The 12,262-nt window shown below is 58.4% G+C and carries 13 protein-coding genes and 1 tRNA gene; 10 read left to right on the top strand and 4 right to left on the bottom strand.

Going from position 1 to position 12,262, the window contains the following annotated elements; translation table 11 throughout:
- Positions 1-12 precede the first annotated feature (12 nt).
- The 4 genes from B3229_RS12840 (at position 13) to rnt (ending at position 3,063) form a co-directional block, all read left to right on the top strand.
- Positions 13-609, top strand: a complete 597-nt coding sequence (locus B3229_RS12840; RefSeq protein WP_286871274.1) for a TetR/AcrR family transcriptional regulator — start codon at positions 13-15, stop codon at positions 607-609.
- Between the two features lie 48 nt (positions 610-657).
- Complete coding sequence (locus tag B3229_RS12835; protein WP_286871272.1) at positions 658-1,755, top strand: alkene reductase; 1,098 nt, start codon at positions 658-660, stop codon at positions 1,753-1,755.
- A gap of 111 nt (positions 1,756-1,866) precedes the next feature.
- Positions 1,867-2,274: a lactoylglutathione lyase gene (gloA, locus tag B3229_RS12830; protein WP_033747448.1), complete on the top strand. Its 408-nt coding sequence runs from the start codon at positions 1,867-1,869 to the stop codon at positions 2,272-2,274.
- Between the two features lie 111 nt (positions 2,275-2,385).
- Entirely contained in the window at positions 2,386-3,063 is a 678-nt protein-coding gene (gene rnt / locus B3229_RS12825; RefSeq protein ID WP_048784638.1) for a ribonuclease T, read from the top strand.
- A 42-nt stretch (positions 3,064-3,105) separates the two neighbouring features.
- On the opposite strand, the gene B3229_RS12820 is transcribed toward rnt, so the two are convergent.
- The gene (locus tag B3229_RS12820; RefSeq protein ID WP_179256429.1) at positions 3,106-3,441 is read right to left on the bottom strand and encodes a Grx4 family monothiol glutaredoxin; all 336 of its coding nucleotides are present in this window, start codon (positions 3,439-3,441) and stop codon (positions 3,106-3,108) included.
- Positions 3,442-3,803: 362 nt separating this feature from the next.
- Here B3229_RS12820 and B3229_RS12815 point away from each other — a divergent pair, with 362 nt between their 5' ends.
- Positions 3,804-4,604 (top strand): C40 family peptidase, encoded by an 801-nt coding sequence (locus tag B3229_RS12815; protein WP_286871270.1) that lies wholly within the window; start codon positions 3,804-3,806, stop codon positions 4,602-4,604.
- Positions 4,605-4,651: 47 nt separating this feature from the next.
- On the opposite strand, the gene B3229_RS12810 is transcribed toward B3229_RS12815, so the two are convergent.
- Positions 4,652-4,741, bottom strand: coding sequence for a YnhF family membrane protein (locus B3229_RS12810; RefSeq protein ID WP_286871268.1), 90 nt, complete (start codon positions 4,739-4,741; stop codon positions 4,652-4,654).
- A 285-nt stretch (positions 4,742-5,026) separates the two neighbouring features.
- Between B3229_RS12810 and purR the strand changes: the two genes are divergently transcribed.
- Positions 5,027-6,052 carry an HTH-type transcriptional repressor PurR gene (gene purR, locus B3229_RS12805; protein WP_033747455.1) on the top strand — a complete coding sequence of 342 codons (1,026 nt, stop codon included), beginning with the start codon at positions 5,027-5,029 and terminating at the stop codon, positions 6,050-6,052.
- Here the strand turns inward: purR and punR are convergent.
- Complete coding sequence (punR, locus tag B3229_RS12800; RefSeq protein WP_286871265.1) at positions 6,049-6,954, bottom strand: DNA-binding transcriptional activator PunR; 906 nt, start codon at positions 6,952-6,954, stop codon at positions 6,049-6,051. The two genes, purR and punR, sit on opposite strands and share 4 nt — an antisense overlap.
- Before the next feature lie 120 nt (positions 6,955-7,074).
- On the opposite strand from punR, the gene punC reads away from it, so the two are divergent.
- Complete coding sequence (punC, locus tag B3229_RS12795) at positions 7,075-8,277, top strand: purine nucleoside transporter PunC (RefSeq protein ID WP_286871263.1); 1,203 nt, start codon at positions 7,075-7,077, stop codon at positions 8,275-8,277.
- 308 nt (positions 8,278-8,585) lie between these two features.
- On the top strand, positions 8,586-9,734 hold the full coding sequence (cfa, locus tag B3229_RS12790; protein WP_286871261.1) for a cyclopropane fatty acyl phospholipid synthase: 1,149 nt from the start codon (positions 8,586-8,588) through the stop codon (positions 9,732-9,734).
- Positions 9,735-9,777: 43 nt separating this feature from the next.
- Here cfa and B3229_RS12785 read toward each other — a convergent pair whose 3' ends face one another.
- Positions 9,778-10,416, bottom strand: coding sequence for a riboflavin synthase (locus B3229_RS12785; protein ID WP_033747463.1), 639 nt, complete (start codon positions 10,414-10,416; stop codon positions 9,778-9,780).
- 193 nt (positions 10,417-10,609) lie between these two features.
- Between B3229_RS12785 and B3229_RS12780 the strand changes: the two genes are divergently transcribed.
- A complete protein-coding gene (locus tag B3229_RS12780; RefSeq protein WP_048781666.1) occupies positions 10,610-11,983 on the top strand; it encodes an MATE family efflux transporter in 1,374 nt (457 codons plus the stop codon).
- A gap of 201 nt (positions 11,984-12,184) precedes the next feature.
- Positions 12,185-12,261: transfer RNA gene (locus B3229_RS12775), tRNA-Val, on the top strand.
- The last annotated feature ends 1 nt before the right edge of the window (position 12,262 follow it).

Genomic DNA, 12,262 nt, shown 5'->3' with positions numbered 1-12,262 from the left:
ACCTTAAGCGCCATGAACAAGACGCTGCAACGCACCGAAACCCGTGAACATCTGCTCGCCACCGGCGAGCAGCTCTGTGTGCAGCGCGGTTTCACCGGAATGGGACTCAGCGAGCTGCTGACGCTGGCCGAGGTGCCGAAAGGCTCTTTCTATTACTATTTCCGATCGAAAGAGGCGTTTGGCGTGGCGCTGCTGGAGCGCTACTTTCTCCATCTGCACCAGCAGGTGGAGGCGCGGCTGCAGCACGGCGAAGGCACGCCGCGCGAGCGTCTGCTGGCGCACTTTCGCCAGGCCGAGCAGCTGTTCAGCGAACAGGGACATATCGTCGGCTGCCTGGCGGTGAAGCTCTCCGCGGAAGTCTGCGATCTCTCAGAGCCGATGCGCGACGCCCTGCAGCGCGGCGCCAGCCGCATTATCGCGGCTTATACGCAAACGCTGGAAGCGGCGCTGCGGCAAGAGATGATGAAGCTGCCCTACGCGCCGCGCGAGATGGCGGAAGTGATCTATATTCTGTGGCTGGGCGCCAGCCTGCAGAGCAAGCTGTCCCGCGAGCCGCAGCCGCTGCGCCTCGCTTTGAGCACTCTCGAACAGTGGCTACAAACCCACTGATTTTAAAAACGCCGTTTTATAGCAGACCGGTCTACTACAGGAGTTGTTATGGCAAGTACCCAGCTGTTTAGCCCGCTTAAAGTGGGTGCGATTACCGTACCGAACCGCGTATTTATGGCGCCGCTGACGCGTCTGCGCAGCATCGAGCCAGGCGACATCCCGACGCCGCTGATGGGCGAATATTATCGTCAGCGCGCCAGCGCCGGGCTGATCATCACCGAGGCGACGCAGGTCTCCTTCCAGGCGAAAGGCTACGCCGGCGCGCCGGGTCTGCATACCCAGCCGCAGATTGCCGCCTGGAAAGCGATTAACGCAGGCATTCACGAGGCGGGCGGTCACAGCGCCGTTCAGTTGTGGCATACCGGCCGTATTTCGCATAACAGCGTGCAGCCGGAAGGCAAAGCGCCTGTCGCGCCCTCCGCCATCGCCGCCGGCACGCGTACCTCGCTGCGCGCGGAAGACGGCAGCGTCTATCGCGAAGAGACCTCGACGCCGCGCGAGCTCACCGTCGCCGAGATCAAACAGATTGTGGCCGACTTCGGCCAGGCGGCCGCCAACGCGCGCGAGGCGGATTTCGATCTGCTGGAGCTGCATTCGGCGCACGGCTATCTGATGCATCAGTTCCTGGCGCCAGACTCCAACCGTCGCACCGACGAATATGGCGGCAGCATTGAAAAACGCGGCCGCTTCGCGCTGGAAGTGGTCGACGCCGCCATCGCCAACTGGTCCGCCGATCGCGTCGGCATTCGCGTTTCGCCCATTGGCAGCTTCCAGAACCTGGATAATGGCCCTGAAGAAGAGAAAGCCGCGCTGTGGTATATCGGCGAGCTGGCGAAACGTAATATCGCCTATCTGCACCTCTCCGAGCCGGACTGGGCGGGCGGCAAGCCCTACAGCGACGCCTTCCGTGAAAAAGTGCGCGCGCTCTTCCCCGGCGTGATTATCGGCGCGGGCGCCTATACCGTGGAGAAAGCGGACGACCTGATTGCGCGCGGCCTGATCGACGCCGTGGCCTTTGGCCGCGACTTTATCGCCAGCCCTGATCTGGTGGCGCGTCTGCAGCAGGACGCCCCGCTCAACCCGCAGCGCCCGGAGAGCTTCTACGGCGGCGGCGCGGAAGGCTATACCGACTACCCGACGCTTTAAGCGCGACGCTGGCGTGACAACGGTTACGCCAGCGTGCGTTTTTTGCTATTTTCACCGCTATACTTAGCGTTTGAGTCATCAGAAGATGACGATTTAATAAAAGAGGAAGTTATGCGTTTACTTCACACCATGCTGCGCGTTGGCGATCTGCAACGTTCCATCGACTTCTACACCCGCGTTCTCGGCATGCGCGTGCTGCGTCAGAGCGAAAACACGGAGTATAAATATACGCTGGCATTCGTGGGCTATACCGAAGAGAGCGAAGGCGCAGTCATCGAGCTGACCTACAACTGGGGCGTGGACAGCTACGATCTCGGCAACGCCTACGGCCATATCGCGCTGGGCGTGGACGACGTGGCAGCGACCTGCGACCGCATCCGCAACGCGGGCGGCAAGGTCACGCGCGAAGCGGGTCCGGTGAAAGGCGGTTCGACCATTATCGCCTTCGTCGAAGATCCAGACGGCTACAAGATCGAGCTGATCGAAAATAAACATGCCGGTCACGGCTTGGGCAACTAAGTTTGCCGCTTCAGTCTGCGCGCTGCGGCAGGCTGAAGCTTTCCCTTCTGCTGCACCCTCCTCTTTTTTTTGCCATAATGCGCGCTGCCTATTTTCTGCTATGAGATGCTGATGTCTGAAACGAACTCCCTGAACGCGCTGAATCAACGTTTCCGAGGTTTCTATCCTGTGGTGATCGATGTCGAGACCGCAGGCTTTAACGCGCAGACCGATGCGCTGCTGGAGATCGCCGCCACCACGCTGAAAATGGACGAAGACGGCTGGCTGCATCGCGACCAGACGCTGCATTTCCACGTCGAGCCTTTCGAAGGCGCGCTGCTTCATCCAGAGGCGCTGGCGTTTACCGGCATCGATCCCAGCAACCCGCTGCGCGGCGCGATTAGCGAATATGAGGCGCTGCACGCCATCTTTAAGATGGTGCGCAAAGGCATCAAGGATCACCACTGTAATCGCGCCATCATGGTGGCGCACAACGCGACCTTCGATCTCAATTTTATGATGGCCGCCGCCGGGCGCGCTGGGCTGAAGCGCAACCCCTTCCATCCGTTCGCCACCTTCGACACCGCCGCGCTGAGCGGGCTGGTGCTGGGGCAGACGGTGCTGGCGAAAGCCTGTAAAGCGGCAGGCATGGATTTTGACAGCACCCAGGCGCACTCTGCGCTCTACGATACCGAGCAGACGGCGACGCTGTTCTGCGAGCTGGTAAACCGCTGGAAACGGCTGGGCGGCTGGCCGCTGCCGATGGCGGCGAGCGACGACGACGCGGAAGCGGCGCCGGAGCAGGCGTAAAAAAAAGGCCGACTTGCGTCGGCCTTTTTTATTGCGCTTCTTTTATTCCGCTTCTTTGTGCTTTTCCGCCGTCTCTTTAATCAGCGACTGCAGTTCGCCGCGCTGGAACATTTCCACGATAATATCGCAGCCGCCGACCAGCTCGCCGTCTACCCACAGCTGCGGGAAGGTCGGCCAGTTGGCGTATTTCGGCAGCTCGGCGCGAATATCAGGGTTCTGCAGAATATCCACGTAAGCAAAGCGCTCACCGCAGGCAGAGAGCGCCTGCACCGCCTGCGCAGAGAAACCGCAGCTTGGCAGTTTCGGCGAGCCTTTCATATACAGCAGGACCGGGTTTTCTGCGATCTGGCGCTGAATTTTTTCTACAGTACTCATAATTGCCTTCCTTAATTCCCTACTTCGTGTTTGTTTATTGTAGCGACTTCGCCCCGTCCCTGAAAACGACAATTTCTCGCTTGCCAGGCGAAACCGCCATGTTTGTTAAGTTCTTTAGTAAAGATCTGACTTTTTCTGACGATAATCAAAACTTAAGCTGTTCATAACTGGTAATAACTTTGCTGCTATAAACTGCTGAAATTGCTCATTTATGCGTCAGATGCAACCCTGTAACAGTTTAATAGAAAAATGGCTTAACTTTTGAAAAAAACCTGGCTTAGAATGGCCCCGGCGCTGATCTCCGATCAGATTTTTCTAACCTCGTTACGGCCTGTTGTCGTAACCGCTAACCCTGTAACCGGACTATGCGATTACTGATTACGCTCTTTATATTAGCTTTCGCGCAGCTGTTCATGAACATCGCTTCGGCCTCGCCGCAAGCGCCGGTTAACGCCAGCCTGCACAAGGCGGAGAAAAAAAGCGCGCGCGAAGATGAGCGCCGCAAACGGCGACCGGTTAAAATCAGCGCTAAAAAAACGCGCCCTTCTACTGCGCAAAAACTCAAACTGAAAAAGCAGAAGAAAATTGAAACGGCTAAGCTTTCCCCTTCCGCCGCCGACACGAAAAAAACCCTTAAATCTTCTCGCAAACGCTATGGCCGCCAGCGCACGCTGAGCACCGCAAAAGCCGCTGCTCTCCCGCTGCTGGATACCGACGGCACGCCCACCATCAAAATGAGCAAGTCCCATCGCCTGCGCTACCAGAAAGCGCGCGAAACGGCGATGACCAAGCTGATGGGCCAGTTAGGCAAGCCCTATCAGTGGGGCGGGACCTCGCCGCATACCGGTTTCGACTGCAGCGGCCTCGTCTGGTACGCCTATAAAGATTTGGTAAAATTCAGAATCCCGCGCACCGCTAACGAAATGTACCACCTGCGCGACGCTGCGCCGGTGAAGCGCGAGTCGCTGGAGAAAGGCGATCTGGTCTTCTTTCGTATCAACGGCCGCGGCACCGCCGACCACGTTGGGGTTTACCTCGGCAACGGCAAATTCATTCAGTCGCCGCGCACCGGAAAAGATATTCAGATTAGCGGACTCTCGGATGATTACTGGCAGCGTCACTATATCGGCGCGCGCCGGGTGATGACGCCGAAAACCATTCGCTAAACGCCATAAAAAAACCGGGATTATCCCGGTTTTTTTATCACTGCCTGTTAGTGCATGACGGCGGTAAAGCTAAAGGTCACAATCATCAGCAGCGCCGCGCCGGTGGTCATTAATGCCAGTTTTAAATCAGTGCTCATTACCTCTCCTTATCCACACAATTGTCAGGGTCTTGTGCAATTTTCCCATAGTTGCCGGTAAAAATCTCGTTTTATCCCGCAAGCCTTGTTAGAATCCCCGGCTTTGTTGCGCAACTGACGCGACGCCCGTGCCGTTCGCACGCAACAGCCCCTGTTTTGTCCTGCCCAGTGAGTATTTCACCGACAAAAACTGTAGCGAATTAACAGAAAACTCTCTTAGCGGACGCAAACGTTTAACATTATGCTTATCAGTGGCTTATTGATAAGTTCTGGAGTCTCTTTTTAATGGCAACAATCAAAGATGTCGCGAAGCGCGCGGGTGTTTCCACCACCACCGTTTCCCACGTGATCAATAAAACGCGCTTCGTTGCGGAAGAGACGCGCAACGCCGTCTGGCAGGCGATTCAGGAATTACACTATTCGCCCAGCGCCGTGGCGCGCAGCCTGAAGGTCAATCACACCAAAACGCTAGGGCTGCTTGCCACCTCCAGCGAAGCGCCCTATTTTGCGGAAATTATCGAAGCGGTCGAGCACCACTGCTTCGAGCGGGGCTACACCTTAATTCTCGGCAACGCCCACAACGATCTGCAGAAGCAGCGCGCCTATCTGTCAATGATGGCGCAGAAGCGCGTCGACGGCCTGCTGGTGATGTGCTCCGAGTATCCGGACGATCTGCTGAAGATGCTGGAAGAGAACCGCAATATTCCGATGGTGGTTATGGACTGGGGCGAATCGCGCGGCGATTTTACCGACACCGTGCTCGATAACGCCTTCCAGGGCGGCTATCTGGCGGGACGCTATCTGATTGAACGCGGCCATCGCGATATCGGCGCCATTCCCGGCCAGCTGGAGCGCAACACCGGCGGCGGGCGCCATGCGGGCTTTTTGCAAGCGCTGGAGGAAGCGGGTATCGCGGTGCGTCCCGAGTGGATCGTACAGGGCGATTTCGAGCCGGAATCGGGCTATCAGGCGATGCAGCAGATCCTGCAGCAGAAGCAGCGCCCGACGGCGATCTTCTGCGGCGGCGATATTATGGCGATGGGCGCGATCTGCGCCGCCGACGAGATGGGACTGCGCGTGCCGCAGGATATTTCGGTAATCGGCTATGACAACGTGCGCAACGCGCGCTACTTCACTCCGGCGCTGACCACCGTGCATCAGCCTAAAGCCCAGCTGGGCGAGAAGGCGCTGGAGATGCTGCTCGATCGCATCACCAGCAAACGCGAAGTGTCGCAGACCATCGAAGTGCATCCCACGCTGATTGAGCGCCGCTCGGTCGGCGACGGCCCGTTCCGCGACTACCGCCGTTAATCCTCGCTTAACCACTCCTGATTGAGCGTGTGCGCATCGCCGAGATAGCTGAGCAGCCAGCTAAGCGCCGGCGATGCGCGCGCCTCCGACCAGCTCACGCAGCAGGGACTTTCCGGAAAGGGCGCGGGCAGCGTCAGCTCCGCCAGCTCGCCTTTATCCAGCAGCGGACGCGCCAGATGGCCCGGCATCATCGCCACGCATAAGCCGTCCAGCACGCATGCCAGCCCCGCCTGCCAGTCCGGCACCACCAGTCGCCGCTGATTATCCAGCGTCCAGGTCATGCGGCGCGGCAGCGCGCGCGAGGTATCCTCCAGCACCAGCGACGGCCAGCCGCGCAGCGCGTCGTCGTCGAGCTGCGGCTGCTGCGTCAGCGGGTGATGGCGCGCCACGACGCAGCGCCAGTTCAGCGCGCCCATATCGCGAAAGGAAAAGCGCCCGCCGACCGGGATAGCCTGGGTGGCGCCGATCGCCACGTCGACGCGTCCGTCGGCCAGCGCGTCCCAGACGCCGTTAAACACCTCATAGCTGATGTGCAGCTCCATATCGGGAAAGTGACGATAGAAGTCGGTCACCAGCTGGCGGCTGCGCGGCAGCTTCACGATGCGATCGACCGCGATGCTGAGCTGCCCGCGCCAGCCGTTCGCCAGCTGCTGGCACTGTCTGCGGGTGGCGAGCATTTTTTTGATAACCTCGCGGCCTTCGCGTACGAAATGCTCGCCAGCGGCGGTCAACGCCACGTCGCGATGCTGCCGTTCGAACAGCGGCACCGCCAGCCAGGTTTCCAGCTGGCGCACCGTATAGCTGACGGCAGAGGGCACGCGATGCAACTCCTGCGCGGCAGCGCTAAAACTGCCGGTGCGCGCCACGGCGTCTACCACTTCAAGCGCATATTCGGACCACATGCTTTTTCCTTTCAAAAATTTTCACAGCACTCTGCAAATATTAACGTTTCACAGCGGCAGGCGCACCCTTTTACACTTTGCCGCGTTTAACCTGCCTGACAAAATATGAGATAAAAAACCATGCTGTCATCAAAAGGATTTATGCCCTACCTCGCCCTGCTCAGCATGCTGGGCTTTCTGGCGACCGATATGTATCTGCCCGCCTTCGGCGCGATGCAGATCAGCTTCAATACCTCGCCCGGCATTATCAGCGCCAGTATGAGTCTGTTCCTGGCGGGTTTCGCCATCGGTCAGCTTTTCTGGGGCCCGCTTTCCGACCGCATCGGCCGCAAACCGGTTCTGCTGATGGGGCTGGGGCTGTTCGCGCTCGGCTGCGCCGGCATGCTGTGGGTGGAAAATGCGGTGCTGATGCTGGCGCTGCGCTTTATTCAGGCAATCGGCGTCTGCGCTGCGGCGGTAAGCTGGCAGGCGCTGGTGGTGGATCGCTATCCGCGCGCGCGCGCCAATAAGGTGTTCGCCACCATTATGCCGCTGGTGGCGCTTTCGCCCGCGCTGGCGCCGCTGCTTGGCGCCTGGCTGATAAGCCACTTTCACTGGCGTTCGATCTTTCTGGTGCTGACGCTGACCGGCGTGGCGCTGATGCTGGTGACGCTGCGCCTGCCCGCCAGCCGCCCAACGGTGAAAGAGGCGAGCGATCAGCCGGGCTTTTTCTCGCTGCTGCGCTCTGGCGTCTATGGCGGCAACGTATTGATCTATGCCGCCTGCTCCGCCAGCTTTTTCGCCTGGCTGACCGGCTCGCCCTTTATTCTCGCCGATGCGGGCCTGACGCCGGCGGATATCGGCCTGAGCTATATCCCGCAAACTATCGCCTTCCTGCTGGGCGGATTTGGCTGCCGCGCCCTGCTCAACCGCTTTGCCGGCGCGCAGCTTCTCCCCTTGCTGCTGGCGCTCTACAGCCTGAGCGTGGCGACGCTGTTCGCCGTGGCGCTTACCGGAAGCCACAATCTGATCGCCCTGCTTGCGCCCTTTTGCGGCATGGCGCTGGCGAACGGCGCGATTTACCCGATCGTAGTGTCGAATGCGCTGCTGCCGTTCCCGCACGCCACCGGTAAAGCCGCGGCGCTGCAGAATACCCTGCAGCTCGGTCTTTGCTTCCTTGCCAGTCTGGCGGTCTCCGCAGGTTTACAACAGCCGCTGCTGATGACTACGCTGATTATGGTGACCACTATCGCACTGGCGATAGCGGGCTACGTCTGGCAGCGATGCGCCAGCGCACAAATGGATATTGTCCGCGTCACCACTCCCTGCCAGGATAATCACTAAGGCAACTTTTATAGTTAGCTGCCTAACAATAAGTCGTTGAATACTGACCTGGTTGAGCATATACTCGATCAGGTCAATAATTCTGCAACAAATCAATAACATAATTGTTTTATTATTAGGCGAAGCTTATCGCCCGGATGGTGTCTGCACGCGCGTTTCCTGCTGCGTCAGACAACGAATTTCAGATCCAATCCTCTGTAAAACGTCGGATATCAGGCGCACGGAGCAATCCGTGACATTTCTCACAGGCCTTGAGAAATTGACTATTCTTTTTCTCAGGTTCAACGCGGACAGGTGATGGAGTAGCTATGAGTTCATCGTTAATAGAAGAAGTGAGCCTTGAAGAAAACCACTGGTATCGCATTGTCCACGAAATGCTGGAAAAAGCGGACATCGAAATCAACGGCAGCCGCCCCTGGGATATTCAGGTAAAGCATCCTGACTTTTTTAAGCGCGTGATTCAGGAAGGCTCACTTGGTCTTGGCGAAGCTTATATGGATGGCTGGTGGGAGTGCGAACGGCTGGATATGTTTTTTCACCGCGTGCTAAAGCACAAGCTGGACCAGCAGTTGCCGCACCACTTCAAAGATACGCTGCGCGTGGCCGCCGCGCGCCTCACTAACTTACAGTCGAAAAAACGCGCATGGATCGTGGGTAAAGAGCATTACGATCTCGGGAACGACCTCTTCTCGCTGATGCTCGATCCCTATATGCAATACTCCTGCGCCTACTGGAAAGAGGCCGAGACGCTGGAGCAGGCGCAGGAAGCGAAGCTGGATATGATCTGCCGCAAACTGCAGCTGGAGCCGGGCATGACGCTGCTGGATATCGGCTGCGGCTGGGGCGGCCTGGCAGAGTATGCCGCTCGCCACTACGGCGCGGTGGTGCACGGCGTGACCATCTCGGCAGAGCAGCAGAAGCTGGCGCAGCAGCGCTGTGAAGGACTGGACGTCACTATCCTGCTGCAGGATTATCGCGATCTTAACCAGCAGTTTGATCGTATCGTTTCGGTGGGCATGTTCGAGCACGTCGGCCCGAAAAACTACGCCACCTACTTCGACGTGGTGGACCGCAACCTCAAGCCGGACGGACTGTTCCTGCTGCACACCATCGGCGCGATCCGCACCGATATGAATGTCGATCCCTGGATTGATAAATATATTTTCCCCAACGGCTGTCTGCCGTCGGTGCGCCATATTGCGGACGCCAGCGAGTCTCATTTCATTCTGGAAGACTGGCATAATTTCGGCGCCGATTACGACGCCACGCTGATGGCCTGGTATGAGCGCTTCCTGCAGGCGTGGCCGCAGCTCTCTGAAAAGTACGGCGAACGTTTTAAGCGCATGTTCAGTTACTATCTCAATGCCTGCGCCGGTGCCTTTCGCGCCCGCGATATTCAGCTGTGGCAGGTGGTTTTTAGCCGCGGCGTAGAAGGCGGCCTGCGCGTCGCGCGCTAAGCCGCTCTGTTGAATAAGGCGCCTGGAGCGCCTTTTTTTATGCTTACTCGACGTCCGGACGCAGTGCGGCGGCTTCGCGCTGCGCCAGCACGCGCTCGACGGTGTCGACAATCGCCTGGGTGTGCGGATCGATCTCGATATTGACGCGGTGTCCCAGCTTCTTCGCGCCAAGCGTGGTGCGTTCGAGGGTTTCCGGGATTAAATAGACGCAGAATTTGCTTTTGGTCACTTCCCCCACGGTCAGGCTAATGCCGTCAATACCGACGAAGCCTTTATGCAGAATATATTTCATCTGCGCCGGGTCCTGAATTTTAAACCAGACTTCGCGGTTATTTTCCGACTGGATAATTTTGCAGATTTCCGCAGTGGTCATAATATGGCCAGACATCAGGTGGCCGCCAATCTCATCGCTGAATTTCGCCGCGCGTTCAATATTGACGATGTCGCCTTCCTGCAGGTCGCCTAAATTGGTGACGCGCAGCGTTTCTTTAATCAGATCGAAACTGACGCGGTTGCCTTCAATGGCCGTGACCGTCAGACAGCAGCCGTTATGCGCCACCGACGCGCCCAGCGCCAGCCCCGGCAGCAGCTCTTCCGGCAGCTCTGCGACATGGGTGCGAAACAGATCTTTTTCTTCAATGGACACAATCTTTGCGGTGCCCTGCACAATTCCGGTAAACATAGTTTTGGCCTCTGCGAAGTTTGCTCTAGCTTACCACAGCTTAGCGCGCGGATATTATTTCCGCGTCGCGTCCGCTTTACAGCCGCAATATAACGCACAGCGTGACAAAACTTGGTGAATCCTGTTAATGCCGCTACACTAACCGCGCATTTCTCCGGGATCACTCCCCTTTTCTTTTTTAACAGGTGTTAACGTGCAGAAGTATTTAACAGAAGCGCGTCAATTGCTTGCCCTTGCGATTCCGGTCATCCTTGCTCAGGTGGCGCAGACCGCAATGGGATTTGTAGATACCATCATGGCCGGCGCGGTTAGCGCCACGGATATGGCCGCCGTCGCAGTCGGCACCTCTATCTGGCTTCCGGCCATTTTATTCGGCCATGGTCTTCTGCTTGCATTGACGCCAACCGTTGCGCAACTCAACGGCTCCGGCCGCCGCGAACGTATCGCTGAACAGGTTCGTCAGGCTTACTGGCTGGCCTTCTTCGTCGCCATTCTGATTATGGCGGTGCTGTGGAACGCCGGTTATGTCATTCGCGCTATGCAAGATATCGACGAACAGCTGGCGCTGAAGGCGGAAGGCTATCTTCATGCCCTGCTATGGGGCGCGCCCGGCTACCTCTTCTTCCAGGTGATGCGCAATCAGTGCGAAGGCCTGTCGAAAACCAAACCCGGCATGGTGATGGGCTTTATCGGCCTGCTGGTCAATATCCCGCTCAACTGGATCTTTATCTACGGCCACTTCGGCATGCCGGCGCTGGGCGGCGTGGGCTGCGGCGTGGCGACCGGATCGGTGTACTGGGTGATGTTCCTGGTGATGCGGCTGTGGGTGCGCCGCATGGGCGGCATGCGCGATATCCGCATGCGTTCCCGCTGGTCGCCGCCGTCGCGCGCCGTGCTGCAGCGGCTGGTTTCGCTCGGCCTGCCGGTGGCGCTGGCGCTCTTTTTCGAGGTGACGCTGTTTGCCGTGGTGGCGCTGATGGTGTCGCCGCTGGGCATCGTTGACGTTGCGGGCCATCAGATTGCGCTGAACTTCAGCTCGCTGATGTTCGTTCTGCCGCTGTCGCTCGGCGTCGCCACCACTATTCGCGTCGGCTACCGGCTGGGCCAGGGCTCGGCCGAACAGGCGCGCGTCGCGGCCTGGACCGCGCAGGGCGTCGGCGTCTGCATGGTGGCGATAACCGCGCTGCTGACCGTGACCTTCCGCCATCAGATCGCCCTGCTCTATAACGACAACCCGGAAGTGGTCGCGCTGGCGGCGCAGCTGATGCTGCTGGCGGCGATTTACCAGTTCTCCGATTCGATTCAGGTTATCGGCAGCGGCATTCTGCGCGGCTATAAAGATACGCGCTCAATCTTCTTTATTACCTTTATCGCCTACTGGCTGCTGGGGCTGCCCAGCGGCTATACGCTGGCGATGACCGACTGGGTAGTGCCGCGTATGGGTCCGGCGGGCTTCTGGTGCGGGTTTATTATCGGCCTGACCTCGGCGGCGATCATGATGCTGTGGCGTATTCGCCGCCTGCAACAGCTGCCAGCGCAGGTGATCCTGGCGCGTGCGGCACGCTGAGGGAAACAACCAGAAGAGAGGGATGGGCTTCGGCTCATCTCTCCCTGTTGCTTTGGTCTCGTCTTTAACCTCCTGCTACGTCTAAAAAAACGACGCATAGCGCAGTTGCTGGTCAGTCAGCACTAAAAAAGCGTTTTTCCCCTTGCCAGCGTTGCGGCGTGTCGTTAATATTCGTCCCCGCTGTCGCCCTGACAGCGTGTTGCGCTCTTAGCTCAGTTGGTTAGAGCACCACCTTGACATGGTGGGGGTCGATGGTTCGAGTCCATTAGAGCGCACCAA

The sequence above is a fragment of the Pantoea sp. UBA5035 genome, assembly GCF_002415245.1.
GTDB classification, from domain to species: Bacteria; Pseudomonadota; Gammaproteobacteria; order Enterobacterales; family Enterobacteriaceae; genus Pantoea; species Pantoea septica.
The sequence above is the reverse complement of the archived record's forward strand: the minus strand, read 5'-3'. Positions and strand labels throughout refer to the sequence as shown.